Origin of the sequence: Pseudomonas fluorescens, assembly GCF_001307275.1 — a bacterium.
Classification (GTDB): domain Bacteria; phylum Pseudomonadota; class Gammaproteobacteria; order Pseudomonadales; family Pseudomonadaceae; genus Aquipseudomonas; species Aquipseudomonas fluorescens_AA.
On sequence record NZ_CP012831.1, the window covers coordinates 1,278,630 to 1,305,613 of the forward strand.

The following is a 26,984-nucleotide window of genomic DNA, read 5'->3' on the forward strand; positions in this document are numbered from 1 at the left end:
CTTATTCCCCCGAGACTTTCAGGTCATTGGGCGGCAGGAAACCAGGATGGGCGACGCCGTTACGCTGGGTCACCTCCGTCACCCGGGTGGCATCGGCGAATTGCTGATACGCCACCACCAGCGCCGGCAGGCTTTGCTTGAACGACAGGTTGATCAGCCTGACACCCGAAGACGCCACCGCCGTCAGGTGCGCGGCCATTTGCTGGCGCAGGTTGTTCATCGCCTGGTAGTGCTCCGGATCAGCCTTGAGGGAGGCCTGCCAGATGACATCGTTGAGGGCATCGCGCAGAGCCAGCACATCGTCGGCCACCGGCACGTCCCGGCGCTGGACCGGTTGCACGGCCTGTTGCGCCACCGATGGCGTGGCGCCCAACTTGACCGCAGGCGCTGCTACCGGCATCGCCGCAATCCATTGCGCGGCCTGCACCAGCAGGGTGTCCTGCACCAGGTCGGCCACAGCCTGGGCCGCCGCCGTGGTGTCCTTGCCCGTCGTGAGTTTGGGCGCGTCGGCCTTGCCAATGGCCTCCACCTGTTGCGACACGCTGGCAATCACGCCGCGATAGCCGTCACGGGCAAAGTCCTTCAGTTCCCGAATATCGCCCAGCAACCCCTTGAACTCGGCCACCACCTCCTTGGGCAACGCTTTCACCGCCTTGACCAGATCGCTGAGTTGCCGATAGGTCTCGATCAACGGCTTGAGCTCCTGCTCGATCACGCCGTAGATCTCCTTGAGGCTGTTGCGCAGGTCAGCGATGCCGATCCGTGCGGCCTTGATCAAGGTCATGGCGTCTTCGAAGCGCCGCACCGCCGAACCGAGGAAGCTGTCGGCCGAGACCAGCAGCAGTTTCTGGCTGTTGATCGTCGCCGAAGGGAATTGCAGCGGCTGGTCGGGGTAGAACTTCAGGGCGAACGTCACCAACCCGCCGTCCTGACGGGTCTGGGTCATGTCGCACTCGCCGACCTTGACCTGCAGGCGCCCCAGCCACGGGTGCACCAGTTCACCGCTGCCCTGCTCCAAGGCCTTGAGCAGCTTGTCGCGCTGCTCCAGGCAATCGGGGCCGACGATGAACGCCGTCAGCTCATGAATCTTCGCCTGCTGGCCGAGCCCCTCGAAAAACGGCTGGTCACGCTGGGGATATTCATGCAGCTGGCCTTTGTGGCCGACCGGGGTTTTCGCCTGGTCGACCCAGAACCCGACGCCACGAAACGACGCCGGCAACAAACGATCACGCCAGCTCATTGGAGCCTCCTGTGGACAGTGAGCGATAGCCGATGCGCGAACTCACCGCCAGGGCCGGTTGATTGGTCTGGGGCGGATCGGCGCGCAACCCGGCCGGCGCATTTTCGAAGCGCACGGTCAGGCCGCCTTCGAGTTGCGTGCGGTTATTGGCGGCGCTTTGTTGCACCAGGGCGCTGGAGGTTTGTGGCAACGTACCCGGCGCCAGCGAGGTCTTCGCCGGACCGTTGGCGGAGGCTGGCGCCAGGCTGGACGACAGGCCCGGAGGCTGCTCGCTGGCCGCGCCAAAAAACGCCGGCGCCAGCTCACCTTTGCCTTCGGCGTTGGTGGCGCGCTGCGCCTCGGTCAAACCCTCGACCTTAGCGGTGAACGAGGTGATCATCTCGCCGAAGCCGCCGTTGAAAAATGCCTTGATCGGCGCGATCACCGCCTGCAACTCGTTCCACCACTGGCTGAACCACTCGCCCACCGGCCCCCACTGCTTGACGAGACCCTCGATGGGTGACCAGTCGAACAGGCCGCTGAACACCGCCAGCATGATTGACACCTGGTTGCGCACGCCCTCCCAGATCCCGGCGAAGACTTCACCGATCGTGCCCCAGTTGGCCATGATCAGCCCCAACGGCGTCCAGTCGAACAGGCCTTTCAAGGCGTCCATCACCGGCACAGTCAAGGCCCTGAGCAGGTCCCAGATCGCCGCGAACAACCCGGTCAGGGGCGCCCAATTGGCAACGATCAAGCCTAGGGGGGACCAGGCGAACAGCGTCTGCATGAAACCGATGACCGGCGCTGCCGCCGCCACGATCACATTCCAGAGGGCGCCAAAAAAGCTGCTGATCGGCCCCCAGTTGCTGATCACCTGCCCCATCGGGGTAAAGGCGAACATCGTCTTGAAGAACTCGACCATCGGCAGGACGATCGGCGCAAGCCTCTGCCAGAGTCCGGCGAAGAACGCTGAAATCGGCGTCCAGTGGGCGATGATCATCCCTGCCGCCAAGGCGATGCCCATGGCAATCAAACCGATGGGGTTCATCTTCAAGGCCAGGTTCACCACTTCGAACGCCTGGCTCGCGCCGCTGACCGCCATCTGAATCGCGTTGAACGCCACGACACCATTCGCCAGGCCCTGTACCAGTTGCGGGTTGTCCTGCAGCACCTGGGCCACGCCGCTGACCATGGGCTGCAAACTCACCGCCACCGCGTTGACCGCAGGTCCCAAGGCCGAGCCGAACTGCACCGACACGTTACTGATGGAAGTCTTCAATCCATCCAGGTTCTGTGCCGCCATACGGGGCGCTTCAGGGGCCTGGACGGCGCTGGCCGCCGCGCTCGCGGCGCCCGCCTCGTCCTTGAAGGCCAGCGCCGACTTGAGCCCGTCCATAAAGGGCTGGGCCAGGCCGCCGCTGGGCAGCAGACCGGAAATATCCAGGCTGCCCAGGCCCGTGGCGTCGAGGTTCTGCTTGAAACTCGCGACCTTCGCACGAAGGCCGGCGAGCTTGGGTGACAGCTCGTCGATGCCTGTCAGCAGCACCGCCTTTCTCTCTACCTTTTGTGTGTCTGCCATCACTGCACCTGCTGCATCGCATTGATCCGTTGCGCGTGCTCCAAGGATTCGCGGAGCACATCCAGTGGCCTGGCCATCATCTGTTCGGGGTCAACCTTCCAGAACCAGGCCAGGTCATAGGCGGCGGCGATCAGGTCGCCGATGGCTGCGACGCCGCACTCATGAAAAAACTCGCGACGGCCCAGCTCAGGGCGTTGAGGTCAGCCAGGTCCAACTGGTTGACCGACGACGGCGGGATACCGGCGCACACCGCGATGTATTTGGCCGCGACGTCCATGTCCAGGCTCACCTCCTCGCTCTTGTCGATCTTGTAGGGCAGCGCCTTGATCGCCCGGACCTCTTGCACCGTCGGACGGCGCAGGGTCAGTTCGCTCAGGGGCTCGCCGTGGGCCTCGATGGCCACGCGCAGCGTCACGACATCAGTCATTGCCAGGTCCCCTTGATGCCTTCGAATTTCAGCTCGATGGTGGCGTCGTCGCCCTTCGACACCGGCTCTTCCACCAGGTAGGCGCCAGCCAGCACGTAGACCTTGCCGTTGTTGAATTCGCAAGTGACGGTCATATCAGTGCCGGCGACCAGCTGCTTGAGCGGGAAGTCCGCGGTGTGCAGGGCCGTCACCTTGAAGGACGGGGCGATGTCGGTTTCCTTGTAGAAACCCGGTACGACGGTTTCGCGTTTGGTGAACATCAGTGGCGCTTCGCAGCCGCCATTGATGGTCAGTTGAGCGCCGTCCACTTTGACGTAGCAGGTGCCCGCAATCAGTTGACCCATGGTGTTTCTCCCTTCAAATAAAAAGCCCACGCAAGGTGGGCTGAATGCATGCGACTGAGTGCTACCGTCAGGCGGCGGCGTCGTATTGCAGGCGGAATTGGTTGAGCAGCGCGAACACCCGCAGGCCGTTGATGTAGTCCGGTGGGAACAGCACATTGACCCGGCTCGGGTCCTGGCTGTCACGCTCGACAACCAGGTGTTCGGCGAACAGCTCGGCGTTTTCCACGTGGCCTTCCAGTTCGAGCTTGGCGTATTGCGCGATCAGTTCGCCGCGGATGGTGCTCGGGGTCACGATAGGCTGGCCGGCGCCGAAACGGGTGCCGTCGGAGGCCAGTTTGTGGCGACCGTACTTGCTGGTGATCACGCTTTGCAGGCGGCGGACGATGAACGCCGACTGGTGCATGGTTTCGCTGTCCAGGTAGGAGTTGTCAGCCTGGCCGAAGGCATTCTTCTGATACGTGGTGATGGAACGCTGGATGCGTACGTAGCCACCTTCGTAATACGCCGTCGCGATGCCGTAGTTGAGCAGCGACTGGCGCTCGGTCAGGGTGAAACGCTCGCTGGCCGGTGCCGGGTCCAAGCCTGGCAGGCTGCCGCTCTGGGTCGGACGGCTGGCGTCGGCGGAGATGAACACCGCCGTGCGAGCCGCCAAGGCAGCGGCCTGGACCCAGAACGGTTGCGGCACGCCCAGCTCCAGCGCCTGGAGGGTCATGTGCTGGTCGTTGCGCGCCTGTCCGGCGGCGACCAGGGTGCCAATGGTGCCGCGCTTGGCGCTGTAGACATGGCCGAACAACTGCTTGGCCCAGGACCAGCGGCCGGTGTTGTCGTCCATGACCGCTTGCCAGGTGTTGAGGCTCGCCACGTCGGACCAGGGCATAGCGATGAATTCGAAAGGCTCGTCGCCCAGGGCCGCGACGGCAGCGGTCTGGTCCGGCACGCCGGCACCACCGGTCATCGCGGTGATGGCGGTGGTCAGTCCCGCCGGGGTGTCTTCGCCATTGCTCTTGCCCAGGCGATTGAACTGCAGGCTGATGTCGTTGCCACTGTCGCCGGTCCATTTGGCGCTGAGGGTCACGACGCCTTCGGCGGCCGCAGCGGTCACCGGCAGGTCGGCGGCGGCGTTGATTTTCAAGGCCAGCGCAGTGGCGGCCTGGGCCGCCGTGGCACCGTTGACGATGGCGGCCTGGACGCGCACACCGCCGACGTACAGGTTGAGCACACCGCTTTCAGTCGCGGTGCCGGTGAAGGTCAGCACGCCCTTGGCGATGGCGCCTTCGACATGGTGCAGCGGCAGGCACCAGATTTCGCCGAGCGGGTCGGTCTTGCGCCAGGTTTCGTACATCGAGGCTAGCATCGAGCCTTGCCCGCCGATGTTCTTGGCAAGCGCGACGCTGGACACCAGCACCAGTTTGCCGACATCGGCCGGGGCGACATTGTCGTTGACCTGGGCGACGATCAACCGGCGCATGGCCGATGACGCGCTATTGGCGGCCGAGTTGTCCATTTCGGCGTAGAACAGCGGAACACGAATGTCCGCGGGAATGTTGCTGAATCCGATCGCCATTATTTGGCTCCCTGTGGTTTGGCCGCTTTCACGGCTTTGGTAGTGATATCGCCATCGGCCAGACGTCGACGCCACCAGGCGTTGTCCGGCACTTCACGGCCCTCGAGGGGCAACAGATCGCCCGCTTCCGGGTCCGGTACGGCACGGCCCGGGGCCGGCAGCACGGTGATGCGTTTGCTCATGGGGTTACGTCTCCAGAGAAAGTCAGTTCCACGCGCCCGTCGGGGCCGGGACGTTTCAGGTTGGGGTCCGCCGGGTCGATGGCATCGACCCGCACGGTGGCCCCGGTAAAGGACGACAAGCCGTCCAGTTCACGCTCGTGCCAGCTTTCGGCAGGCTGGCTCGCCAGATTGCGGCCCAGCTGGAACTCGGCGAAAAAGCGCAGCCGGTACGACACCCGGCTGCTGTTGGTGGAAACCAGTTCGCTGCCGTCATATTCGACGCCGGTGTACTCAGCGCCCGGCTTGAACCCCACCAGCGCACGCCACAGTTCGGCCCGCAGGTCGTGCAACAGATCCAGCGCTTTTGTCGCGTCAGTGGCGTCGAGCACCAGCACGGCATCGAAGCGATCACGCACCGCTTGCAGCGTGACGTTCTGAGCTGCGTTCTTGCTGGCGATGTCGGCGGTGGGCAATACATAGGCGCAGGGGGTTTGCAGCGGGGTCTCGGCTTGCAGCGTGGCGAGGTCAAAACCTGCGGCCACACGCTGGGCAAGCGTCGGACATTGCTCACGCAATTGCGTGAGGATCGGTGTGATCTTCATGGGGAGACTCCAGTATCTGAAGGTGCGAGCCTCCCCTGTGGGAGCGGGCTTGCTCGCGAAAGCGGTGGGGCAGGCAGCATTGATGTCGGATGTGCTGTCGTCTTCGCGAGCAAGCTCGCTCCCACAGGGGGACTCGGTTGGGCGCAGGGGGTATGTGCAACGCTGAACAAAACTGTGGGAGCTAGCTCGCGATGGCGGCGTGTCAGTCAGTGCAAATGTTGAATGTCGGGGCGCTATCGCGAGCAAGCTCGCTCCCACAGGGGGATCAGGCCTTGGCATCCAGGCAGGTTGCATCAATCAAGCAGCGATAGCTTTTTTCCCGGTCGCCACTGGCGGTGACCTTGTCGATCGACCAGCGACCGCGCATGAAATCCGGCCAGGAGGGATCCAGCAGGACGATGCCCTCGGCAGACAGCCCCGGGTTACCCGGGCACTCGATCGTCACCTTGAGCGCTTCGCGCAGCATCCGACGTACCTCGCCTTCACCGGCGGCGCGGGCATCGTCGGCGCTCTGGAAGCGCTGGCGCAGGGTCTTGAACGGCGCGATGCCGCTCTCCTCGACCTGCAGCTTGCCCGCTGCCGCATCCCACCAACGGGTCTTGCAGCCTTGGTACTTGGCCCGGGCGCCTTCATCCAGCTTGGCCGAAATGAAGGCGTGGTCGCCTGGGCGGTTGTTGGTCGTCACCGACAGTTTCATGTCGGGCAAAACTTTGCCCGACAACGACTTCGCCTGGCCGCGCCGGGCCAGCACATACAGTTCGTTGACCGGCTTGGCGACGGCGTCATACCGGTGGGCCAGACGCGTGAGGAAACCCATGTCGGTTTCATTGCACTGGTCGATGTGCTCGATCTTGATCAGCGACAGGTCCGGCGCCACTCGCGGGGAAAACCCGTGCCTGGAGGTCAACTGACGAAACAGCGCCCCCAGGGTCGTCGGGCCATGGCTGACGGATCGGCGTTGCTTGAACCCGGTCTGGTCCGCCGCGCTGAACGGCGCTGCCATGGCCACCAGCACGAGTTGCAGGGGAAACAGGAGCGGCGTGCGCCGGGTGATGACGAACTCGCCTTTGTCCACCAAACCCGACTCCAGATAGCCGACCCGCAGGCCAATCTTGCCGCCCAGGCTGGGCAACCCTTCGAGCCCGTCCAGGCTGATGGTGAGGGTCAATTGATCGGACTCGATACCCGCCGCGTCGACATGCACCCACTTGAGCAGGCGTTCGTTGAGCAGCGCGGCGTTCGCACCATAAATTTCCACCGCAGGCGTGAAACCCAATGACATGTCGCCTCCTTAATCCCAGGCCGAAACCGGTGGGGTTGCCACGGGCTTGAGGTCCACTTCCGGCAAGACAACCCATACGCCCGCCGGCAATACCGGGCCCCATTCAGCCAACCCCGGATTGAGCAACCAGAGCGCCTCCTCGACGATATCGTCACAACGCTCCAGCTCGCGGTACAGCAGCAGATTCACCGAATCACCGGCGATACTTCGAACCCTACGCATTGGCGAACTCCATCAATTCAACCACCCAGCCGACCACCATCGCCGTGCCGTCATCGATGATTTCGGTCTGGGTTTCCGTGACCTTGTTGATCTGCCACAGGCCCCAGTTGCGGCCGATGCCATCGACCAACGGCAGGGGGATGCGCTGCGCCTGCAATGCGCGCAGCTCATCGAGACGATCCATGGCGGTCGCGTACATCGACTTGCCCGTGATCGTCAGCCCTTGCAGCCCCTGGCCGATCTGGCTGGACTTGGGTTTGCTGGTGAGAATGTCGATGCTTTTCCAGCCACCCTCCGACGTGTGTACCAGCTGGTGGTACGCAAACTTTCTCGACAGCCCAAAGATGAAACTGCCGAGTGCCATTTGTTGACGCATCACGTACCTCCGTCGGTCAGGGCGGCATCACTGCGCATGGCCAGTGAGCTGGGCATGGTCGTCAAGCCGAATTGGCCCGAGAGCTGCTGCACGACCAGGTTGGCCAACTGACTGGCACTGGCCTGGTCTTGGCCGTTGATGTAGATGTTCGCGGTCATGGTGTTCTGCTGTGTGGTTGTCTGGGTGCTGGCCAGGTCTTTGCTGACCTGGTCTGGAGCAGCGAGCCTGTCGGCGGGGGCGACGAGTTTTTCACCCAGGGACGCGCCTGCATCACTCCCCAACCAGCCGCCCAGCAGTCCGCCAACCAGCCCCCCAATGGCAGTGCCGATCACCGGAACGACACTGCCCAAAGCGGCACCGGCCGCAGACCCCGCAGCCGCGCCTGCCCAGCCGCCACCCGCGGCTCCCAGGCCTGCGCCCATCATCCGTTTGTCGCCGGTCAGCACACCCTCGGCCACATCAGCGACGGCACCGACCACTTTCAATGGGCCGGGCGCCTTGCGCGTCATCGAGCGTAATGAGGCCGTTGGCCCGAGTGAAAAACGCCCTGCGGTCCCCCGCGAGCCTCGCGTACTGACGCGTATCTTCGGTCCTCTCGTGGATTCGGGACGCTGGCTGGCATTGCTTGTATCCAGCTTGTCCCCAGGAGGATTTTTCCTGAAATCCTCGGAGATCACCTCGCCCAGTCGGCCGGGAAGGTGCGGAGCGGCCTTGCCCAACACCCGCTTGGCCACCTGATTGGACATCTCATCCGCTACGGCTTTGAGCAGCGCCCCCACCAGCGGTTTGATCGCCGCCCCCAGCAGCACGATGGCCGCGGTGGCTTTAGGGGAGGACTCAGCCAACTCACTCATGCCATCGGTCAACGAACCCAGCCACTGAAACGAATTATCCGCCACAGGCATCAGGGCGTTTCCCGTGGCCATCGACAAACGCTCGTTGCGGGCGTTGAGGATGTTCAACTGGCCTTGCCGAGTGTTCGACAGCGCCAACGCGTCCTGCCGCACCGAGCCGTCGTTGCCCAATTGCGACGTGGCGTATTGGCCTGGGTCTTTCACCTGCAAGAAGGCGGCGTTCACATCGGGCAGCTTCTGCGCCATGCGCAGCACCGCCTCATCGCCATTGCCGAATAGCGTGGCGGCAAGAGTCGAGCGATTTTCGGCCGGTTGCGCGTTCAAGGCCGCCAGCACCGTCATCACCGTGCCAGGCGCGGTGTCCTTGTCACGCAAACCGCTCGCCACCGCCTTGGGCTCCAGGCCCAGCTGTTTCCAGGCCATTTGCTCGGTGGCAGAGGTCTGGTCAGCCTTGCCCAGGGCCGTCGTGAAACCATCCAGCGCCACGCCGGCTTCAGCTTGTTGGGTACCGGTATTGAGCAACGCCGCCGTCAACGCTGCGGCTTGTGCAGGGGCCAGGCCTGCCGTCGTCGCCGCTGCACCGTCACGCTGCAAGACCGCACCAATCTCAGCCGGTTTCGCACCATTGGGTAGCTTGCCCAACTGGTTGGCGGCATCCGCCAGGTCAAAGGCTTCGGCGCCGTTGAGCTTCATGGAGATGCGCCAGTCGGCCAGCATTTCGGCGGCCTTCATGGCCGGCATCTCGAACGCCGTCGCAGTGACGCCAGCATCCGAGGCAAAACGTGACAGCGCCAACTGTCGGTCAGAGGCATCGAGCACATCGCTACCGATGCCCTTCCCCGCCGCCAGGCTTTGCATCCTCACCACTTCAACCGCCGTGGTGCCCCTGGCCGCCACCAACGGTGCGGTGGCGATCTGCTGGGTTGACTCAGCCACCTGTTGAATCTGGCGCGGCCCGAATTGGGTGGCCTTTTTCAGATCGGCCATGGCCGAATCCATCGCGATTGCGGGCTTGAGCAGCGCCGGTGGTTCGATACCGCCACTCGGCTTGCCCTTTGGCTCACTGGCCGACTCGCCCTTGGCGTCGGCGCCCATCGTTTGGGAGAACAATCGTTGCGCCGACAGCTTCACGGTCAGCGACTCGATTGCCGTGGTCAGCAGGCCGAGCTTGAGCCCGAGTGTTTCCAGCGCCAGATCGAGGCTCGCCAGTTGGTCCCTGGCGAACGCGCCTTGCGCCGACACGCCACTGGTGAGGCTGGTATTACCGAACGCCAACCCACTCTCGTTGAAGGCTGCGTATTTGAGCGAATATCTATCGTCCGCCATTCCGCTCTACTCCTGTTTCACGCCAAGGCGAGCGATCGCGATGTCGTAGCGGCGCAAGGCCTTGCCGGCGTCCCACTCCAGGATTTCCGCCTCACTTACCGAGTAAATGAGCGGCACCACATCGAGGATCACTTCGATGTCGCGCGCCGAAAGAAGTCCGCCGGCTTGTTTAAAAAATCGTCGATGCGCACCTGCAACTGGGTCCAGTCGGGCACGGTCAGCCGATCGAGATCGGGAATCATCAGGCCAGTGCAATGGGCGGTGATGAACTCCGCGCGTTCCTTGGCCGTCTTCAGTTTCTTCATCGCCTTGGTGGCCCGCAGCACCGGCATTTCCAGGGTCAGCGAAGTCATGCTGCGGCCCGCGACGTCGAGCGGTTGCAGCAGCTGTACCTGGTCAGGGTCGGCGGGTGCGCCGGCCACCTGTTCCAGGAAGTGGAACGTCGGACGGGTGGACATTTCATGCACGTACTGCGCAATGCTCACGTAGTCCGGGCGCTTGAGCTGGTCGAGTTCCTTGACCGACAGCCCGGTGGCCAGTTTGGCCAACTCGAAAAACTGATCGTCTTCGTCATCGCCGGCGCGGGCCAGGGCGTCTTTTTGCGCGGCGTAGTACAGCGGCTTGAGGGGGAGTTGCTCGATCTGCGTTTCGTCGTCACCGGCGATCGGCGACAGCAAGACGTGAACGGGAGGCGTCCAGGACATGGAATCGGTTCCTTGATAAATCAGAGGACAACCTGTGGGAGTGAGCTTGCTCGCGATGACGTCGGATCAGTCAGCATCGATGTTGGCTGACACACCGCTATCGCGAGCAAGCTCGCTCCCACAGGGATTGGGTTCAACTGACGGGCGTTCGTTTACGGCAACAACACCGCACGGCGAGCATCGCCGAGGATGTCGACGCCGTTGAGCACGAACTTCTGGGTGCGCACGTCGATGTCGATCACCGGGACGCCGTTTTCCAGGCGGTTGTAGGTGCGGCAGGACAGATCAAGGATGGTCTTGGGCTTCTCGTTCATTTTCAGCGTCGTTTCCTCAAGGGACTTCAACTTGCCGCCCACCGTGTGGTAGGTGAACCAGGTGTTGCCGTCCTGATCCTGGCCGGCTTCACGCACATTCAGCAGAATGTCGTCGCCCACACTCACGCCCAGCGCCAGCATGACTTCCGGACCGAGGCCTTGCAGCGTCAGCTTGGCCGTCAGCGCTTTGCCGGCCTTGGCCATCTCCTCGCCAATGAAACGGCCGCCACGCATCTCTTCCATCTCGAATTCGATCTTCGGCGGGGTGAACTCTTCCACGGTCGCCGACAACGGCAGGCCCTGCAGGGTGGCCGCGATGGCCTGTCTTACGCGGTTGGTAAACATTAGAGAACGTCCTCCAGGAACTGCTCGATGATTTCATCGCGGGCATTGAGTTGATAAATCATGTGTTCGTTCGGCGCGTAGCGGCCGTAGTCGATGACCACGTACCAGGTGCCGTTCTTGTACTTCTCGACGCTGTTCAATTCCGGGTGCAGGTACACGCTGCCGCCCGGGATGGTTTCGTCGGCGACCAGGGTTTGCAGCCAGTCGTTGATGCGCTTGACTTCCTGGTCCATGAACGACTTGGTCAGGTTCTTCGCCATGGCTTTCTGGCCGGCTTTCACCAGCTTGCGGCTGATGGCATCTTCCAGGCCGACGTAGCTGATGAACTTGCCGGTGATGGAACGGTTGCCCAGCAGCGAGAAGCCGCCGAGGATGGTCCGGGCGTAGTAGCTGACGCCGTAGCGGTTGAGCAGATCGCCTTCGGTGGAGGTGTCGAGGATGTTGTATTCGACGGTGCGGGAAACGTCTTCGGCGTAGGTGACCTGGTTGCCCGGGCTCTCCCATTGCTTGACCTTGGCGAGGGCGGCGATGGCCAGGCTCGACGGGGCCAGGAAGACGTTTTTCTTCGCGGCCTTGGAATACACCGCCGGCATGTTGTGCACCACCAGGCAACGGTCGAAACCAAGGTCCGCGCCGCCCAGTTCCTGGCTGTAGGTCACCTGGTCGGCGACCGCGACGTCCTTGCCATCGAGCACCACACGGGCCTTGATGCGCTTGCCGAACGAGGCGAACTCGCTGGCGACGGCCTTGGTGCCGGTGAAGCCTGGCGCGCCGATGATGGTCAGGTCTTCAGCGACCCCACTCAACGCGGCCAAGCCCAACTTGCGCCCGGTCTGCGCCTCGATACCGCCGATCACGTTGTTCTGCGTGTCGGCCAGCGTGGCGCCCTCTTCGACAATGACCACGTACACCGGCACCTTGACCACTTTGAGGATCTGGTAGACGGCGTGGAACAACGTCCCCGCTTCGGCACCGGTCGGGTCCAACTGGGCCTGGGTGGTGAAGCTGTTGATGCGGAACGGGGTGTTTTTCGGAATCAGCGGGTTGGCATTCGGCGCGGTGCCGACCAGCCCGATGACGTTGTCACCCAGGCCACCCATGGCCTCGGGAGATTCAGTGGCATTGACGGTAATGCCGTTGTGCTCGAAGTTCAAAACCTCAGCCATGGTTATTCAGCCTTCTTGGTGGCGGCCTTTTTGGCCGGGGTGGATGCAGAGACCGGTTCACCAGCCTCGGTTTTTTTCAGCTCCAGGCGACCGGCGCTGCGCAAGGCATTGGCCTCGACGTCGAGCAGGTCGAGTTCCTGGCCGGCGGTCGACCAGTGACCACCGCCGATGGGGAATGGGAGGAGCACGGTGTAGGTTTGGCGTGGTGCCATTTAGGTTTCTCCAGATATGAAAAAGCCCCTTGAGGAAGGGGCTGTCGGATGTTGTCAGTTGTTTTGGCGGAAAAGAAAACGCCCCGTAGTTACGGGGCGGTTACTGGGATTGCTCGGCTAGCCAAGACGGTGCGAGCGGACGATGCTCCTTCAGCGGGAACTCCCCGGCCTCAGGCCAATTACGTAGAATCCGGCGATACGCTTGCAGCTCAGCGTATTGCTCAACCGAAAGCGTGGTTTCGGTCCCATCTTCCAGCTCATCTCGATGACGCGTTACCATCCCATCAGTAAGTGAAAGCTGCCTATTCCGCCATGCACGCTCAACGAGCGATAGCTCTGCTAGCGTCGGCAATGACGGGTCTTGCAATTGTGGAAAACCATCAGGCCCCCTGCCGATGATCTTCCCCCCCTGTCGCGGCTCAAAGAGCGCCGCATGATCCTCATCAGATATCTCAATGCCCCCGTTATCAATTAGCTCGAAGGCAAATCGACCGTCTTCTTCAATCCATTTTGCGTACATAGTCGCCTCAGTAGCCGATGGCTAGCCAGTTGTAACCACCCACAGTGACAGCAGAGTTATTGCCAGCCACATTAGTGATGTAGCCCGTAAAACCTGTACGGGTCGGTATCCCGGATTGACAAACGGATGGATTCGTCGCGGAAGTAGCCCCGGAATAGATCGCCCCTACGTACATACAGGCTGTAGGGAATGCGACAGGAAACGTTACCGGCACTGTTCCTGTCGCGACATCCGTTGAAGCGTGTCCGATTTTGAATATCCAGCCGCTTGGTAATACCTGATTGGCGGTATTTCCAAAAATTGCGGCAAATGCATTGGAGAACTTCAACGCAGCGGTACCGCCGACCAATCGCCACTCGCCGGTTAGTCTGGTCAATATCGCAAAATCACCCTGTCCCAAAACAAGTGCTATTGCGCTTCCGCTCGAATTAGTAATCTGCTCGCCATTCGAAGCCAGCAGCGTGACAGCACCTGCCCCGCCACTCAGAACCATGATCATGGCTCCTGGCCCTACTGGCGCGGTGGGCGGCAAAGTAACGTTGATCGCCGTCGACGCTGACGCAGTAACGATGCCGCCAGCGCTTGAATTCCCCAGAACGGTGTTGGCGCTGACCGAGGTGAGGCTCGACCACTCGACCCCCATTCTCTTCACAAACTCAGTAGTTGCCAGCAACTTACTGCTATCGAATTGCGCCGGGGTGTCACCAAACACCTTGGAAAACTGCAACTGTGCAGATCCTTCCGCCCACCAGGCAGTCACACCATTACTGCTCAACACCAAGGTGGTACCCGGCTGCAATGCAATACTGTTGGGCTGATTGAAGTTCCCGGCGTTGATTAGATCAGCCCCCACACAGGCCACGGTGACAATGCCGCCGCCAATGTTCCGGAAGTGGATCGAACCACCCGATGGTAGGGCGTTGGCCGTCGGCAAGGTAAGCGTGAACGTCCCGATCACCGAAACTAGAGTGCCGACCGCTGCTGCTGTCAATGTGGTGGCCGACGTCAAGCTGGTAAAGCCGCGATAGTTACCGCTGGCACGCATAACGTATTCAGTCGTCGCGATCGACTTCGTGTTGTCGAATAGCGGCGGCGTATTTGCCGTCGGATTAACCAGCACCGGCGAATTGAGCGGCGCAAATCCTTGAGTGATGTTCTGAAACGTCAACGCCGTAGTGCCCAGTACAATCGTACCGTCGGTAATCAACTGCCAGATCGTGTTGGCAAGCGTCGCGCCCTCCTCCACCGAGACAATCAACCCCGAAGTCACGTCGACGCTCGCATCGGCATCCTTTGCCCGAACCCAAGCGCCGTTCGCAACCACGTAGATACCGTTGTCTTTCGCCAAGGTCTGGGACTTGACCAGGACCCGATTCCCGGCGATCACCGCAACACCATCGATGGCTTGCGCGCCACTCAAGGCAATGTTGGCCGTTGTCGCCACCCGCACCGACTGCTTCCTGTCGAGTTTGGCGAGTTCGTCGGCCACATAGCCGGCCACCCAGGCCCGCGTCGCCTTGACCACCGTGTCGTCGATCAGCAACGTCACCAGCTCGGCATTGCTGGTCTCGAAAATCGACCGAATGTAGAACTCTTTGCCCGAACCAGACGTCGCCAACACCGGTTTGAACGACTCCGGATATTTGACAATCGCATAGAGGATGCCGGTATCGGTCCAGAGCCCGGCCTCACGCACATACCAGCCGCCCACATCGGACGGGATGGTGACCTCGGCCAGCAACCAGCTCGGGTTGTTTTCATCCTGGAACAGCGCATTGAGCGGCCCACGCCAGACTTCGCGCTTGAGTGCCGTCGCCGTCGCGGCCGGGTTGTATTCCGCGCCGCCGCCGTCACCAACGGAAATCTGCGACAGCTTGATGGGTGTGCCCGCCGCCTTGCAGGCGGTTTCGTAGGCGATCCCCGCATCGGTGAGCAGGGTGTAGTAGTCGGCCATTTAGGACCCCTGTGGATAAATAGTGGAGGTTTCGACGCTGTAGAGCCCGGCGGCCATGAAGGCCTGGCCCGAGGCTTCAAGCCCTTCGATGACAACCGGATAAACCGTGGTCAGTTCGCCGCACAGCGTCGCGGCACCGATGACATGCCTGCCGAAGGCCCTCAAACCGACAGACACCGTCAAGGTGTCGCGCTCGCTCTTGGCACCGGCCAGGCGACGGTCGAGACGGGCATCGATAGCTTCGCTGTAGGGCTGCTCGGTAAACGCCCTGACGGAAAAACTGTAGGGCGGGCCCGGTGGCGTTTGCTCATACCAGGCGCGCACTTCAGGCATCAGCTGCAAACCCTTGGCGGCATTTTCCAGCGCCTTTCGCGTCCCGGCCTGCCGGGCGGTGGGCCAGGCGAGTTCAACGGTCAGGCGCTTTTCAACTGCGGGCGCCGCGGAACTCCATTCACTGACGCCGCGGTCTGCTGCGAGATATGGCAGGAACGCCAAGGGCGTGGCCGCCGGGTTCATCAGCTCGGGAAACGGCGGATCGATGCGTTCGAGCAGCCGGGCGAAACCGAGATCCAGCGCCCGTTCCAGTGGCGAACTGTTGATCGGCAGCAGGCTCAGGCGTGGTGTGTCGTCACTCATAACGTGTCCACCTCGACCTCGACGCCTGTGCAATACGGGGCTTGAAAAGCCGTCGTCACGATCGGCTGGAGCGGTTCGAGAATCTGGAGCTGAACCGCGCCGGCACTGTGCAGCGTGTAGTCGATCCAGCTCGGGTCCACTCGACCTTCCAATCGATGACACGCCTCAGCGTATTCCCGCAATTGCTGTTCGGCGGCAACCTGGGTCAAGCCCGAATCCGGGCCGGCATTGATCTTCGCCACGACGCGGATTTTGTAGGGTTTGATCTGCGCGCCCTGGACAATAACGAGGTCCGTTTCCGGTCGCACATCAGGCCGAGCGAAATGCTGGCGAACACCGTCGAGCAGCGTTTCGGATGGCGTCCCATCACCCTCACGGGACAACACCGTGACCGTGACCTGGCCCGGCGCCGTCCGGCGTGCGTTACCGTCCTTGACCTGCGCCGCACGACCGTCCGGGTCGAAGGTGTAGGTGACTGTCACCACACCGGCCGAGGCGCTTTCCACCTTCACGACGGGCCGCTCCCCCAAGGTAAAAATCTCCCGCCGATACTGCATGCGCGAGCCGGCTGCCGGGGCGTGGGGCGCCAGGTAATAACGCAACCGAGCGTCATCGTCGCTCTCGTAGACCGGGGGGATGGGCGGGAAGGCCGCCGGGTCGCCCGGGTCTAGCAACTGCCGCTCCAAGCCCATGTCCGCAAGGCGGGCATCGAGGTTGGTTCCGGTGGCCCACCACGCCAGCATCTGCTTGATGCGAGCGTTGTATTTGCGTTCGTGGGTTTGCAGCCGGACACAGAACGCCTCCAGGGCCAGGGTCAGCAGTTCGCTTTCGTTTTCGAGGCTGTCCACCAGCTTCGCCGCGCTGGCGGGAGAGCGTGCGGCGACGTACTCGACCACGAAGGTCTTGAACTCCGCGAGCAAATCCTCGAACGCGTCGACGGTGACGATGGCCGGTTCAGCCAACTGGTTCTGGCCGGGTATCAACATGCTCATGTCACCACCTCGAAAGTCTGTTTGCGGTTTTTCCAGGTGCCAGCGAAACGCAGCAGCAATCCGGCACCCTGCCGGCTGGCGACAATGACCTGCGGCTCGAAATCATCGATGCCGTTGTCCGGGTTGTAGAACGCTTGGGCCGCGTGGCTCTGGGCGAGGATCAGCAGGTCGTCGCCGAGGTTCTGCCCCAGCAACTGCGTGAGTGCACAGCCATACAACGGACGCTTCTGGCGAGTGCCCAACGGCGTGGTCAATGCACGGGTGGCGCGCTGCACGAACTGCAGCCAGTCGTCGACCGTGGCGCCGGTATTTCGATCGATTCCAATCATGAGGAAATCTCTTATGCGGTACTGATGACGCGCCCCTGGTGATCCACCACCGGGCCGCTCAGGTGCACACCGGAAGCGTCGAGCCGAATGCCGACGGCGCCGACTTGCAATTCGATGGCCTCGGCTGTCATCGCCAACCGCGACGGGCCGATGCTCAGTTGGAGGGCTTCACGGGAACCGCTGAACGCCGCCGGGCCGTTTTGCCAGTGCAGGACATGGCTGGCGTGGTCGTAGCCGTTTTCCGTACCGTCCTGATAGAGACGACGCGTCAGCGAGGCCTGGGTCGAGACGGGCGGGAACTGACCGCCGTTGAGGCCGAACAACGCCACCGCCTGCCCACCGCTCTCGCCGCCGCCATGGTTCAGTAACAGGCATTGCTCGCCCACGGACGGAATCCGCGACTCGCTCTGGGCGCCGGCGCTCGGATTGAAAAAGCGGATCGCCGGTGTCAGCAACCCACCATGGCTGACCTTGCAGGTGTTGCTGGCCGCATCGACTTCCTGGCAAACGCCGATGCGGCAGAAACTCTCCGCACGTCGATGCAGGTCTTCCAGCTCGGTTTCCATCTGTGCCAGACGCTCGATGATCGGCCCCAGATGCATCCGTAACAGCCCATCGAACATGGCTCAGCCCTCGAGTGCGGTGTATTGATCCGGGTCGTCGATGTTCGACACTTCCCAGGTACGGGCAAATTTCGGGATGCCCAACGGGTCCTCCAGCAGCGTCGGGCCGAGGTACAGGGTTTGGTTGAAGGAAAGGGTCCAGGCGCTGTACGCCCGTGCTTCGTGGATGAACGTGGAGGCGAGGCCATCGATTTCCGTGGGCAGATCGCATTGATCACCCGACAGGCCCCAGCGGTTATCCACGACCAGGTGTTTCAATTCACCGGCCAGATCGCAGGCCTCCCAGCCTGGAACGGCCATGACCACTTGCAGGGAAACCGTCAGGACATGGGCGATACGCCCGTCATTGGCGCGGTTGCCTGACGCATCGCGTTCAATGGCAATCAGCACCCAGGGTTGGTCGTCGGTGCCATCGAACTCCTGAGGGCTACCGACTTTCAAGGTGGGATAAGTGATGCGCAGCGTCTGGGCAATGGCGGCGAACAGCTGCGACGGTTTTTCGATAAGGGCAGGCATTGATCGCCTCCTTTTGTATGGATCAGCTCTGTCGATTCACTGCTGGTCGGGCGGCAGGTCCCGCGGTGGCACTTCGCATACGCCAATCCGCTTGGCGACCCAGCGCTCGTAAAGACCGATCGCCACATCGGCACCGGCCATGGCGGTCAGGCAACCCAGGGCGCAGGCGCTCCAGATCGACATGCCGAGGGCATACAACAGCATGGTTGCCGAAACCCCGCAGACCACGCAGGCACCAGAGCGCAGCACCACGCGGCGCAGCAACGGCCAGCCACGGGCGCCCTCCTTGTCAGCGCGCCACATCTCGCCGGACACCCCGCCCACCAGGGCGAGCACGATGACCAGCCAGATCGGCATGTCCAGCAACGCTTGTTGCTCGTTTGTCATGTCTCGTTTCCTGGGGAGTAAGGGTTTGAAGTTAAGGGGCCCAATCGCGCTTATCGAGTGATGAGCATGTCGATGCTGGTCGCGTCGCAGGAGTTGTTGGCCTTCCGGTCGATGACCAGATAAAGCGAAGACGTCGGCGTAACCGCTACGCTACTCAACATAAACGTAGTGCTGCCGCCGTTTGCCAGGCTTCCGGACTGGAGCACGGTGTCGCCCAAGTTGAGCGACCAGCCAATCCCATCCCCGCAGGCGTTATGCAGGTCGTTGACCCGCCCCAGTACGTTGATGTTGCCGGTGACAGGACTGGCCCAGCGGAAGATGCTCTGGCTGTTGGTGCCGGGATGTGTGGCTACATCGCCCTGCTTGAATACGAAACTGGTGCCTGAACCCGTGAAGGTGAAATTTGCGTTGGGAATGGAAATCCAGGCTCCCGTAGCATCGTCCCGCCAGCAGGTGGTTGGCTGGCCATTGCATGTCCCCGCCTTGAACGTAGGAAAGAGCGTGTAGTTAGCCGAGACATTCACCCCCGATTTGTTTTGCATGAGTGACCATGGCGAACCGGCCGGTGCGGCTTCGATCATCAGGTACATGTCCCGGGCCAAGTTCCACGACATGGCCGTATCAGCCCAAGTGTTCAGGGATACGAAGGACGACAGAAACGCAGTCGCCAGTAGGATTCTTTTGAGTAATTTAATTTTTCTTACCTCGATGGATGTCATTGAGTACGGAGTGCAGGGTCTATTCCGCACGCTGTTCGCTCGCCGGCGTTCACTCGAGGCTCAACGGCCTTCACATGATTCAACGTCCCACACCGGGAACATTTGATCTGGAGTTCGGTGTTCTCGCCCACGCGGGCCAGAAGTCGTTTGCAGTGACCGCATCTGAAATCCTTCAGCATTGAAAGCCCTCCATTGGCGGTGGTGATGTGTTTGAACGCACCTCACGATGCAGGCATTCCAAAAAGCCCGGTTGCCCAGGCTTTTCAGTAATGCGCTTGATCTTTCGGCGCGACTGGCGCGGTACGGATCCATTCAAATTGTTCCTCCGGCCGCGGTCCCTGCCCGCCGGATAACTGCTTCTGGTGCTTTACGCTGCACACCCGGGTCAGTTGCCAACCCTCTGAACCGTTAAGGCCGGTTCATCGCTGCCTGTTGGTGGAACTAAAGAGCTTCGTTGCCAGCCACTTTGTCGAGCGGCTTGGACACAGAATATGCATGGATGCATATACAGTCAATGCGTGAATGCATTTATTTATGCATTAAGAATGCGTAAACGCATGGAACCCTTGCAAACACGGGGTTGAAGGTTTTCGGGAGACGAAAAAAAACCCGCACGGCGGCGGGTTTTATCTGACAGCGGAGGGGTTAACGGGCGTACATGCCCCACCAGAAGACGTGACCGAGGATGACGATTTGCTCGTCCTGCATTTCCTGGAACGTGTAGTCCTCATCCGGATGTTCGTCGCGATTGAAGCTGCGCAGGCGGATGCCGGTGGGCAGGCGATAAAGCTGCTTCACCCGCAGTTGGCCGTTGTGATTGATGGCGTAGAGGTCACCGTCGACGATGTCGCCGATCCCGCATTTGCCTGCGTTCACCCCGACCGTGGCACCGTCGCGCAGCACCGGCAACATGCTGTTGCCGCGCACCGTCACGCACTTGGCCTGGTCGAACTGCACGCCGTTATGGCGCAGGCTGCGCTTGCCGAAGCGCAGGCTGGAGCGCTCGCTTTCCTCGATGACGAATCTTCCTGATCCAGCAGCCAATTCAACCTCGCGCAGAAAAGGGACCGACACTTCGTCTTCTTCGACGGGTGTTTCGTCGTCCCACAGGCTTATGTCCTTGAGTTCGGAATGCGGCTCATCGCGGCGAACATTGCCGGCGGGCACAACGTCTGCGCGCCCGCGCAACTGGTCGGTGCTCACGGCAAAATATTCGGCGATCTTCGAGATGTGTTTATCCGAAGGATCGACGATCTTGCCGCTGAGGATCCGCGAGAGGGTGGACTGAGGCACGCCGGTACGCCGGTGAAGCTCCGTGGGGGAGATCCCGTGCTGATCGAGCAATGCTCTTAATACGGTAGAAACGTTGCGTTTTTGCATAACGCGCATAGTGCTTGTTCTTTTCGCAGAAGACAAATGCTGTTTTGCATAAATAGGCAATGCAGGCCTTTTGAATTCATTGTGGCGAGGGAGCTTGCTCCCGCTTGGGTGCGAAGCGCCCACAAAAAGGGTCTGCTGCGCAGCCCAGCGGGAGCAAGCTCCCTCGCCACGGAATCGCCCTACCCTCCCTTAGGAAAAGGCTCCGCCCCCGTCCTTCAAATGTGCGACACCAGGCTACATCGCCTTGCGCCTCTGCCTACAACTGCGCCAGAATCCGCCGGCTTGTCCACCTTGGATCCCATCGGTACTTTGGTCTCGTCACTGCCCATCAGTGATCGGGTTTAGTCGCTCGGTATTCCAAGGTGCTCATTGCTCCATTCAGTCAGGTACTTCTATTCCTGCACTTGATGGTAGCTGTGCGCAGGGCGCCTTCGGGCGCGCCGGTTTCTTGGATCCCCGGTCGACTAACCTGCGTACAGCTGCCGCCCCTCGTTTAGTCGCGAGTGAGTGGTGGCTCAACTTCAAGGATCCATAGAATGCCGAAGAACACTCCAAATCCCCCAGACGATCACGTCTCCCGCAACACCAAGAAACTCGATGACGCGGCCACCCGCGCCCTGGACTATTACCTCAAGCCGAAAGCCGACAAAGAAACCTGCGACACACCCGATACCCTTTTCATCATCGCCCCCGACATCGACGCCGAATGCCTGCTCGCCAACCTCAGCGAAACCCTGGCCTCGGCCAATGCGATGGTCAGTGATCTGGCGTTCGACCTGGAGGGCTCACGACGACATATCGCGTTGGGGGTCCAGCAGATGATTGAGCTGGGCCAATTGCTGGCGAATCGGGCGTTGGATGTGGTTGAAGTGAGGTAGGCCTTTTAAGAGAAACCCGAGTAATCACTGTGGGAGCGAGCTTGCTCGCGATAGCGGTAGTCCAGTTAAAACCCAGTTGTATTGGCAGCCATCATCGCGAGCAAGCTCGCTCCCACAGTTGGATCGGGGTACAACCGGAGAACCAGGTCGGCTATCAGGCCGCCTTCGCGAGCAAGCCCGCTCCCACAGGGGAAACGCGGTCCCACCAAGAATCAGGTCGGCTGTCAGGCCGCCTTCGCGAGCAAGCCCACTCCCACAGGGGAGACGCGGTCCCACCAAGAACCAGGTCGGCTATCAGGCCGCCTCGCGGTGGACGTTGATCTCGGCGCCCCATTAACCACGCTGGCTGAACGAAGGTATTGCGCAGTGGGCAACCCGGCATGGATGCCGGGTTAGCCGCGCTGGGCCATGGATGGCCCTTCGCAGCGGCCCACGGAGCAATGCCTTCGTTCAGGCATGCCGAGCCTAGGCGAGGCACCGAGTGGTGGGGCAAAAGCGCTTTGCTTACTTTCGCGCTCTTCGAAAGTGAGCCGCCGTAAGGGCGGAACCCTAAGTGGCCGTTGCCGCAGCAACGGATATACACACAATCCCAAACGCTGGGTAGCACCAGACCGCCCATGTTAACCTTGCGCCCATCGCGGAAAAGCCGGGCCAATGCCCCTCCTTTTGCCCCACACCTTTCAACGAGCTTCCCTGACACCCATGAATACAGCCGTGAACGACCTGTCCTCCCACACGCCCATGATGCAGCAATACTGGCGCCTGAAGAACCAGCACCCCGACCAGCTGATGTTCTACCGCATGGGCGACTTCTACGAGATCTTCTACGAGGACGCGAAGAAGGCCGCCAAGCTGTTGGACATCACCCTGACGGCGCGTGGGCAATCGGCGGGGATGGCGATTCCGATGTGTGGGATTCCTTACCACGCGGCGGAAGGTTACCTGGCGAAGCTGGTCAAGCTCGGCGAATCCGTTGTGATCTGCGAGCAAGTCGGCGACCCGGCCACCAGCAAGGGCCCCGTGGAACGCCAAGTCGTGCGGATCATCACCCCGGGTACGGTCAGTGACGAGGCCTTGCTGGATGAACGCCGGGACAACCTGATCGCCGCGGTGCTGGGGGATGAACGCCTGTTCGGCCTGGCGGTGCTGGACATCACCAGCGGCAATTTCTCGGTGCTGGAAATCAAGGGCTGGGAAAACCTGCTGGCGGAGCTGGAGCGGGTCAATCCGGTGGAGCTGTTGATCCCGGACGACTGGCCCAAAGACCTGCCGGCAGAAAAACGCCGTGGCGTGCGTCGTCGGGCGCCGTGGGATTTCGAGCGTGATTCGGCGCTGAAAAGTCTCTGCCAGCAGTTTTCCACCCAGGACCTCAAGGGTTTCGGTTGCGAGAACCTGACCCTGGCCATCGGCGCGGCCGGTTGCCTGCTGGCCTACGCCAAGGAAACCCAGCGCACCGCCCTGCCCCACTTGCGCAGCCTGCGTCACGAACGCCTGGATGACACCGTGGTGCTGGACGGTGCGAGCCGCCGCAACCTGGAACTGGACACCAACCTGGCCGGCGGGCGCGACAACACGTTGCAATCGGTGGTCGATCGCTGCCAGACCGCCATGGGTAGCCGCCTGCTGACCCGCTGGTTGAATCGGCCGCTGCGGGACCTGACTGTGCTGCTGGCGCGTCAATCCTCCATTACCTGCCTGCTGGATCGCTATCGCTTCGAGCAGTTGCAACCGCAGCTCAAGGAAATCGGTGACATCGAGCGAATCCTCGCCCGTATCGGCCTGCGCAACGCCCGTCCCCGTGACCTGGCGCGCCTGCGCGATGCCCTCGGCGCCTTGCCCGAGCTGCAAGTGGCGATGACCGACCTCGAAGCGCCGCACCTGCAACAACTGGCGCGCACCACCAGCACCTACCCGGAACTGGCCGCGCTGCTGGAAAAAGCCATTATCGACAACCCACCGGCGGTGATCCGCGACGGTGGCGTGCTGAAAACCGGCTACGACGCCGAACTCGACGAGTTGCAAGCGCTGAGCGAAAACGCCGGTCAGTTCCTGATCGACCTCGAAGCCCGGGAAAAAGCCCGCACCGGCCTGGCTAACCTCAAGGTCGGCTACAACCGCATCCACGGCTACTTCATCGAGCTGCCGAGCAAGCAGGCCGAGCAAGCCCCCGCCGATTATGTTCGCCGCCAGACCCTCAAGGGCGCCGAGCGTTTCATCACCCCGGAACTCAAGGCGTTCGAAGACAAGGCGCTGTCCGCCAAGAGCCGCGCCCTGGCCCGGGAAAAGATGCTCTACGAAGCATTGCTCGAGGACCTGATCAGCCAATTGCCCCCCTTGCAGGACACCGCCGGCGCCTTGGCGGAACTGGACGTGCTGAGCAACCTGGCCGAACGTGCGCTGAACCTGGACCTGAATTGCCCGCGCTTCGTCAGCGAGCCGTGCATGCGCATCAGCCAGGGTCGTCACCCGGTGGTCGAGCAGGTCCTGACCACGCCGTTCGTGGCCAACGACCTGAGCCTGGACGACAACACCCGCATGCTGGTGATCACCGGTCCGAACATGGGCGGTAAATCGACCTACATGCGCCAGACCGCGTTGATCGTGCTGCTGGCCCACATCGGCAGTTTCGTCCCGGCGGCCAGTTGCGAATTGTCCCTGGTGGACCGGATTTTCACCCGGATCGGTTCCAGCGACGACCTGGCCGGTGGGCGTTCGACCTTCATGGTAGAGATGAGCGAAACCGCGAATATCCTGCACAACGCCACCGAACGCAGCCTGGTGCTGATGGACGAAGTCGGACGTGGCACCAGTACCTTTGACGGCTTGTCCCTGGCCTGGGCAGCAGCCGAACGCCTCGCGCACCTGCGGGCCTACACGTTGTTCGCCACTCACTACTTCGAACTCACCGTATTGCCGGAAAGCCAGCCGCTGGTGGCCAACGTGCACCTCAACGCCACCGAGCACAACGAGCGTATCGTGTTCCTGCACCATGTGCTGCCCGGCCCGGCCAGCCAGAGCTACGGCCTGGCAGTGGCGCAATTGGCCGGCGTGCCGAGCGAAGTGATCAGTCGGGCCCGTGAGCACCTGAGCCGCCTGGAAACCACCAGCCTGCCCCACGAAGCGCCACGCCTGACCAAGGGCAAACCGGCCGCACCGCAGCAAAGCGATCTGTTCGCCAGCCTGCCACATCCGGTGCTCGACGAGCTGGCCAAACTCGATCTGGACGACCTGAGCCCACGCCGGGCGCTCGATTTACTCTATACATTGAAGACACGGATCTAACGCACAGGCTTTCAAGCTGTTAGAATCTCGCGCGGTTTGGGATGCTGCGGGCTTTTAGCCTGGTTCGCAGACTATCGCTCCCAAACCTTGCGAGCCCACCGTGAAGGGTCTTCGCTGCCGCCGCCTGAGGAGAGAATTAGAAATGACCTTCGTCGTCACCGACAACTGCATCAAGTGCAAGTACACCGATTGTGTAGAAGTCTGTCCGGTGGACTGCTTCTACGAAGGCCCGAACTTCCTGGTCATTCACCCGGACGAGTGCATCGACTGCGCCCTGTGTGAACCGGAATGCCCGGCGAACGCCATCTTTTCGGAAGACGAAGTGCCGGCCGGCATGGAGAACTTCATCGAGCTGAACGCCGAACTGGCGGACATCTGGCCGAACATCACCGAGAAGAAAGACGCTCTGCCCGACGCCGAAGAGTGGGATGGCAAGACTGGCAAGATCGCAGACCTGGAACGCTGATTACCCATCGTTCGATGAAAAGGCCCCTTGCGGGCCTTTTTGCTTTTCCGGATTCAAGAAATCGCAGGCAAAAAAAAGGGGCGGTTTGACCCGCCCACATTTTTTCCCTAATCCCTTTAATCCTATTCATCGTCCTGATGAATCGCGTCCTGCGATGTCCTTCCTTCCCATCATCCTTGACGGGTGTGTCTGTCCGTCGACACAGGACTGATATTAGTATTTTCCCAGGCGAGTGCAACGCGGCTGATACAGGTGGCTTGTTCTGTCACGCCACATTCACAAAATAAAAGTCCTTATAAATCATATAAGTACAGAAAAATCACGACGCTTATAGCTGTCTGTCCCGCCAACGAGAAACCGATCGCTTACGCAACACTAGGCAAAGGCTTACAAGTCGAACCTACAAATAGAGCGGCCCTGGAAAAACATCCCTTCGGAAACGGAAAAGCCCCGAACCAGTCGGGGCTTTTCTTGCTGCGCTGCACTCGGGTTATTGAAACAGCGACTCACTCGACAGGCCATTCTTCTCCAGGATCTCCCGGAGACGCTTGAGGCCTTCCACCTGGATCTGCCTGACCCGTTCACGGGTCAAACCAATCTCCAGGCCTACATCTTCAAGGGTGCTGCTTTCATGCCCCCGCAAGCCGAAGCGGCGGATCACCACTTCCCGTTGCTTGTCGGTCAGCTCCGAAAGCCACTGGTCGATGCTCTGGGACAGGTCATCGTCCTGCAACAGCTCGCATGGATCGGTAGGTCGATCATCGGTGAGGGTGTCCAGCAAGGTTTTATCCGAGTCCGGCCCCAGGGAAACGTCCACCGAGGAGACCCGCTCGTTGAGCCCAAGCATGCGCTTGACCTCACCCACCGGTTTTTCCAGCAGGTTGGCGATTTCCTCGGGTGACGGTTCATGGTCGAGTTTCTGGGTCAACTCGCGGGCGGCCCGCAGGTAGACGTTCAGTTCCTTGACCACATGAATCGGCAACCGGATCGTCCGGGTCTGATTCATGATCGCCCGTTCGATGGTCTGGCGGATCCACCAGGTCGCGTAGGTCGAGAAGCGGAAGCCGCGCTCGGGGTCGAATTTCTCGACGGCGCGAATCAGGCCCAGGTTGCCCTCTTCGATCAGGTCCAGCAGCGAAAGCCCACGATTGACGTAGCGTCGGGCGATTTTCACCACCAGGCGCAAGTTGCTTTCAATCATGCGTTTTCGACCGGCCGGGTCGCCACTTTGCGACAGCCGCGCAAAATGAACTTCTTCCTCGGGGGAGAGCAGTGGCGAGAAACCGATTTCATTGAGGTACAACTGGGTGGCGTCGAGCGCCCGCGTGTAATCGATGTACTTATGTTGTTTAAGTGAAGCGGAGTGTCTGGATTTGGCACGAACGGAAGGTGGAGTCGCCCCTTCATCATTCGACATCGAATCCATAGCGATGCCGGTCTCCATAAGGAGAACCTCATCGTCGATGTCAAACTCCGGCACTTCTTTACTGAGAGCCATTGTTATAGTCCTTTGGTGAGTTCGACCTCAAGCTCAAGCGACGCCTTTATCCTTGGCAACGCTGGAGCCTGTTCCCTCTACGTGACGGAACAGGCTGACAATCA

General features: G+C 61.4%; 31 protein-coding genes. 3 read left to right on the forward strand and 28 right to left on the reverse strand.

What is annotated here, in order from left to right; genetic code table 11:
* Position 1: 1 nt before the first annotated feature.
* From AO356_RS05755 to AO356_RS05875, 27 genes are all read right to left on the reverse strand, one after another.
* The gene (locus tag AO356_RS05755) at positions 2-1,240 is read right to left on the reverse strand and encodes a DNA circularization protein (RefSeq protein WP_060738960.1); all 1,239 of its coding nucleotides are present in this window, start codon (positions 1,238-1,240) and stop codon (positions 2-4) included.
* A complete protein-coding gene (locus AO356_RS05760; RefSeq protein WP_060738961.1) occupies positions 1,227-2,801 on the reverse strand; it encodes a hypothetical protein in 1,575 nt (524 codons plus the stop codon). Before AO356_RS05760 ends, AO356_RS05755 begins: the two co-directional genes overlap by 14 nt.
* 130 nt (positions 2,802-2,931) lie before the next feature.
* A complete protein-coding gene (locus AO356_RS05765) occupies positions 2,932-3,228 on the reverse strand; it encodes a phage tail assembly protein (protein WP_045155211.1) in 297 nt (98 codons plus the stop codon).
* Positions 3,225-3,572, reverse strand: a complete 348-nt coding sequence (locus tag AO356_RS05770; protein WP_003198314.1) for a phage tail tube protein — start codon at positions 3,570-3,572, stop codon at positions 3,225-3,227. Before AO356_RS05770 ends, AO356_RS05765 begins: the two co-directional genes overlap by 4 nt.
* A gap of 67 nt (positions 3,573-3,639) precedes the next feature.
* Positions 3,640-5,136, reverse strand: a complete 1,497-nt coding sequence (locus tag AO356_RS05775; protein ID WP_060738962.1) for a phage tail sheath subtilisin-like domain-containing protein — start codon at positions 5,134-5,136, stop codon at positions 3,640-3,642.
* Positions 5,136-5,318: a DUF2635 domain-containing protein gene (locus AO356_RS05780; protein WP_003198311.1), complete on the reverse strand. Its 183-nt coding sequence runs from the start codon at positions 5,316-5,318 to the stop codon at positions 5,136-5,138. The genes AO356_RS05775 and AO356_RS05780 overlap by 1 nt, the downstream gene beginning before the upstream one ends.
* Positions 5,315-5,899: a phage tail terminator protein gene (locus AO356_RS05785; protein ID WP_060738963.1), complete on the reverse strand. Its 585-nt coding sequence runs from the start codon at positions 5,897-5,899 to the stop codon at positions 5,315-5,317. Before AO356_RS05785 ends, AO356_RS05780 begins: the two co-directional genes overlap by 4 nt.
* A gap of 265 nt (positions 5,900-6,164) precedes the next feature.
* Positions 6,165-7,181: a contractile injection system protein, VgrG/Pvc8 family gene (locus AO356_RS05790; protein ID WP_060738964.1), complete on the reverse strand. Its 1,017-nt coding sequence runs from the start codon at positions 7,179-7,181 to the stop codon at positions 6,165-6,167.
* Between the two features lie 9 nt (positions 7,182-7,190).
* Positions 7,191-7,403, reverse strand: coding sequence for a tail protein X (locus AO356_RS05795; RefSeq protein ID WP_058542798.1), 213 nt, complete (start codon positions 7,401-7,403; stop codon positions 7,191-7,193).
* A complete protein-coding gene (locus AO356_RS05800; RefSeq protein ID WP_060738965.1) occupies positions 7,396-7,779 on the reverse strand; it encodes a phage tail protein in 384 nt (127 codons plus the stop codon). Before AO356_RS05800 ends, AO356_RS05795 begins: the two co-directional genes overlap by 8 nt.
* Complete coding sequence (locus AO356_RS05805; RefSeq protein WP_060738966.1) at positions 7,779-9,959, reverse strand: phage tail tape measure protein; 2,181 nt, start codon at positions 9,957-9,959, stop codon at positions 7,779-7,781. The genes AO356_RS05800 and AO356_RS05805 overlap by 1 nt, the downstream gene beginning before the upstream one ends.
* A gap of 6 nt (positions 9,960-9,965) precedes the next feature.
* The gene (locus AO356_RS33195; RefSeq protein WP_256573040.1) at positions 9,966-10,091 is read right to left on the reverse strand and encodes a hypothetical protein; all 126 of its coding nucleotides are present in this window, start codon (positions 10,089-10,091) and stop codon (positions 9,966-9,968) included.
* Complete coding sequence (locus AO356_RS05810; RefSeq protein WP_060738967.1) at positions 10,088-10,663, reverse strand: phage tail assembly protein; 576 nt, start codon at positions 10,661-10,663, stop codon at positions 10,088-10,090. Before AO356_RS05810 ends, AO356_RS33195 begins: the two co-directional genes overlap by 4 nt.
* A gap of 152 nt (positions 10,664-10,815) precedes the next feature.
* A complete protein-coding gene (locus AO356_RS05815; protein WP_060738968.1) occupies positions 10,816-11,322 on the reverse strand; it encodes a phage major tail tube protein in 507 nt (168 codons plus the stop codon).
* A complete protein-coding gene (locus tag AO356_RS05820; RefSeq protein ID WP_060738969.1) occupies positions 11,322-12,488 on the reverse strand; it encodes a hypothetical protein in 1,167 nt (388 codons plus the stop codon). Before AO356_RS05820 ends, AO356_RS05815 begins: the two co-directional genes overlap by 1 nt.
* Before the next feature lie 2 nt (positions 12,489-12,490).
* Positions 12,491-12,700, reverse strand: coding sequence for a hypothetical protein (locus AO356_RS05825; RefSeq protein ID WP_060738970.1), 210 nt, complete (start codon positions 12,698-12,700; stop codon positions 12,491-12,493).
* A 100-nt stretch (positions 12,701-12,800) separates the two neighbouring features.
* Positions 12,801-13,220 carry a phage tail assembly chaperone gene (locus AO356_RS05830; RefSeq protein ID WP_060738971.1) on the reverse strand — a complete coding sequence of 140 codons (420 nt, stop codon included), beginning with the start codon at positions 13,218-13,220 and terminating at the stop codon, positions 12,801-12,803.
* A 7-nt stretch (positions 13,221-13,227) separates the two neighbouring features.
* The gene (locus AO356_RS05835; protein ID WP_060738972.1) at positions 13,228-15,174 is read right to left on the reverse strand and encodes a phage tail protein; all 1,947 of its coding nucleotides are present in this window, start codon (positions 15,172-15,174) and stop codon (positions 13,228-13,230) included.
* Positions 15,175-15,810, reverse strand: a complete 636-nt coding sequence (locus AO356_RS05840; RefSeq protein ID WP_060738973.1) for a phage tail protein I — start codon at positions 15,808-15,810, stop codon at positions 15,175-15,177. It abuts the gene before it with no gap.
* Positions 15,807-16,802 (reverse strand): baseplate J/gp47 family protein, encoded by a 996-nt coding sequence (locus AO356_RS05845; protein ID WP_060738974.1) that lies wholly within the window; start codon positions 16,800-16,802, stop codon positions 15,807-15,809. Before AO356_RS05845 ends, AO356_RS05840 begins: the two co-directional genes overlap by 4 nt.
* Positions 16,799-17,131 (reverse strand): hypothetical protein, encoded by a 333-nt coding sequence (locus AO356_RS05850; RefSeq protein ID WP_018607976.1) that lies wholly within the window; start codon positions 17,129-17,131, stop codon positions 16,799-16,801. Before AO356_RS05850 ends, AO356_RS05845 begins: the two co-directional genes overlap by 4 nt.
* Before the next feature lie 11 nt (positions 17,132-17,142).
* Entirely contained in the window at positions 17,143-17,754 is a 612-nt protein-coding gene (locus tag AO356_RS05855; RefSeq protein WP_060738975.1) for a phage baseplate assembly protein V, read from the reverse strand.
* Between the two features lie 3 nt (positions 17,755-17,757).
* A complete protein-coding gene (locus AO356_RS05860; RefSeq protein WP_060738976.1) occupies positions 17,758-18,270 on the reverse strand; it encodes a hypothetical protein in 513 nt (170 codons plus the stop codon).
* Between the two features lie 36 nt (positions 18,271-18,306).
* Positions 18,307-18,657, reverse strand: a complete 351-nt coding sequence (locus tag AO356_RS05865) for a phage holin family protein (protein ID WP_060738977.1) — start codon at positions 18,655-18,657, stop codon at positions 18,307-18,309.
* A 50-nt stretch (positions 18,658-18,707) separates the two neighbouring features.
* Entirely contained in the window at positions 18,708-19,247 is a 540-nt protein-coding gene (locus tag AO356_RS05870; RefSeq protein ID WP_237140803.1) for a hypothetical protein, read from the reverse strand.
* Positions 19,248-19,372: 125 nt separating this feature from the next.
* Entirely contained in the window at positions 19,373-19,555 is a 183-nt protein-coding gene (locus tag AO356_RS30670; protein WP_081015322.1) for a Com family DNA-binding transcriptional regulator, read from the reverse strand.
* Between the two features lie 466 nt (positions 19,556-20,021).
* Positions 20,022-20,756, reverse strand: a complete 735-nt coding sequence (locus tag AO356_RS05875) for a LexA family transcriptional regulator (protein WP_039594456.1) — start codon at positions 20,754-20,756, stop codon at positions 20,022-20,024.
* 536 nt (positions 20,757-21,292) lie between these two features.
* Between AO356_RS05875 and AO356_RS05880 the strand changes: the two genes are divergently transcribed.
* From AO356_RS05880 to fdxA, 3 genes are all read left to right on the forward strand, one after another.
* Positions 21,293-21,634, forward strand: coding sequence for a DUF6124 family protein (locus tag AO356_RS05880; RefSeq protein ID WP_060738978.1), 342 nt, complete (start codon positions 21,293-21,295; stop codon positions 21,632-21,634).
* 714 nt (positions 21,635-22,348) lie between these two features.
* Entirely contained in the window at positions 22,349-24,916 is a 2,568-nt protein-coding gene (gene mutS, locus AO356_RS05885) for a DNA mismatch repair protein MutS (protein WP_203225777.1), read from the forward strand.
* A gap of 142 nt (positions 24,917-25,058) precedes the next feature.
* Positions 25,059-25,382, forward strand: a complete 324-nt coding sequence (gene fdxA, locus AO356_RS05890) for a ferredoxin FdxA (protein ID WP_030139464.1) — start codon at positions 25,059-25,061, stop codon at positions 25,380-25,382.
* 490 nt (positions 25,383-25,872) lie between these two features.
* Here the strand turns inward: fdxA and rpoS are convergent, their stop codons facing one another.
* Complete coding sequence (gene rpoS, locus AO356_RS05895; protein ID WP_047227588.1) at positions 25,873-26,880, reverse strand: RNA polymerase sigma factor RpoS; 1,008 nt, start codon at positions 26,878-26,880, stop codon at positions 25,873-25,875.
* Between the last annotated feature and the right edge of the window lie 104 nt (positions 26,881-26,984).

Coding starts and splice junctions, on each gene's coding strand:
- AO356_RS05755 (WP_060738960.1), bottom strand. CDS start 1,240: ATGAGCTGGCGTGATCGTTTGTTGCCGGCGTCGTTTCGTGGCGTCGGG.
- AO356_RS05760 (WP_060738961.1), bottom strand. CDS start 2,801: ATGGCAGACACACAAAAGGTAGAGAGAAAGGCGGTGCTGCTGACAGGC.
- AO356_RS05765 (WP_045155211.1), bottom strand. CDS start 3,228: ATGACTGATGTCGTGACGCTGCGCGTGGCCATCGAGGCCCACGGCGAG.
- AO356_RS05770 (WP_003198314.1), bottom strand. CDS start 3,572: ATGGGTCAACTGATTGCGGGCACCTGCTACGTCAAAGTGGACGGCGCT.
- AO356_RS05775 (WP_060738962.1), bottom strand. CDS start 5,136: ATGGCGATCGGATTCAGCAACATTCCCGCGGACATTCGTGTTCCGCTG.
- AO356_RS05780 (WP_003198311.1), bottom strand. CDS start 5,318: ATGAGCAAACGCATCACCGTGCTGCCGGCCCCGGGCCGTGCCGTACCG.
- AO356_RS05785 (WP_060738963.1), bottom strand. CDS start 5,899: ATGAAGATCACACCGATCCTCACGCAATTGCGTGAGCAATGTCCGACG.
- AO356_RS05790 (WP_060738964.1), bottom strand. CDS start 7,181: ATGTCATTGGGTTTCACGCCTGCGGTGGAAATTTATGGTGCGAACGCC.
- AO356_RS05795 (WP_058542798.1), bottom strand. CDS start 7,403: ATGCGTAGGGTTCGAAGTATCGCCGGTGATTCGGTGAATCTGCTGCTG.
- AO356_RS05800 (WP_060738965.1), bottom strand. CDS start 7,779: ATGCGTCAACAAATGGCACTCGGCAGTTTCATCTTTGGGCTGTCGAGA.
- AO356_RS05805 (WP_060738966.1), bottom strand. CDS start 9,959: ATGGCGGACGATAGATATTCGCTCAAATACGCAGCCTTCAACGAGAGT.
- AO356_RS05810 (WP_060738967.1), bottom strand. CDS start 10,663: ATGTCCTGGACGCCTCCCGTTCACGTCTTGCTGTCGCCGATCGCCGGT.
- AO356_RS05815 (WP_060738968.1), bottom strand. CDS start 11,322: ATGTTTACCAACCGCGTAAGACAGGCCATCGCGGCCACCCTGCAGGGC.
- AO356_RS05820 (WP_060738969.1), bottom strand. CDS start 12,488: ATGGCTGAGGTTTTGAACTTCGAGCACAACGGCATTACCGTCAATGCC.
- AO356_RS05825 (WP_060738970.1), bottom strand. CDS start 12,700: ATGGCACCACGCCAAACCTACACCGTGCTCCTCCCATTCCCCATCGGC.
- AO356_RS05830 (WP_060738971.1), bottom strand. CDS start 13,220: ATGTACGCAAAATGGATTGAAGAAGACGGTCGATTTGCCTTCGAGCTA.
- AO356_RS05835 (WP_060738972.1), bottom strand. CDS start 15,174: ATGGCCGACTACTACACCCTGCTCACCGATGCGGGGATCGCCTACGAA.
- AO356_RS05840 (WP_060738973.1), bottom strand. CDS start 15,810: ATGAGTGACGACACACCACGCCTGAGCCTGCTGCCGATCAACAGTTCG.
- AO356_RS05845 (WP_060738974.1), bottom strand. CDS start 16,802: ATGAGCATGTTGATACCCGGCCAGAACCAGTTGGCTGAACCGGCCATC.
- AO356_RS05850 (WP_018607976.1), bottom strand. CDS start 17,131: ATGATTGGAATCGATCGAAATACCGGCGCCACGGTCGACGACTGGCTG.
- AO356_RS05855 (WP_060738975.1), bottom strand. CDS start 17,754: ATGTTCGATGGGCTGTTACGGATGCATCTGGGGCCGATCATCGAGCGT.
- AO356_RS05860 (WP_060738976.1), bottom strand. CDS start 18,270: ATGCCTGCCCTTATCGAAAAACCGTCGCAGCTGTTCGCCGCCATTGCC.
- AO356_RS05865 (WP_060738977.1), bottom strand. CDS start 18,657: ATGACAAACGAGCAACAAGCGTTGCTGGACATGCCGATCTGGCTGGTC.
- AO356_RS05870 (WP_237140803.1), bottom strand. CDS start 19,247: ATGTACCTGATGATCGAAGCCGCACCGGCCGGTTCGCCATGGTCACTC.
- AO356_RS30670 (WP_081015322.1), bottom strand. CDS start 19,555: ATGCTGAAGGATTTCAGATGCGGTCACTGCAAACGACTTCTGGCCCGC.
- AO356_RS05875 (WP_039594456.1), bottom strand. CDS start 20,756: ATGCAAAAACGCAACGTTTCTACCGTATTAAGAGCATTGCTCGATCAG.
- AO356_RS05880 (WP_060738978.1), top strand. CDS start 21,293: ATGCCGAAGAACACTCCAAATCCCCCAGACGATCACGTCTCCCGCAAC.
- fdxA (WP_030139464.1), top strand. CDS start 25,059: ATGACCTTCGTCGTCACCGACAACTGCATCAAGTGCAAGTACACCGAT.
- rpoS (WP_047227588.1), bottom strand. CDS start 26,880: ATGGCTCTCAGTAAAGAAGTGCCGGAGTTTGACATCGACGATGAGGTT.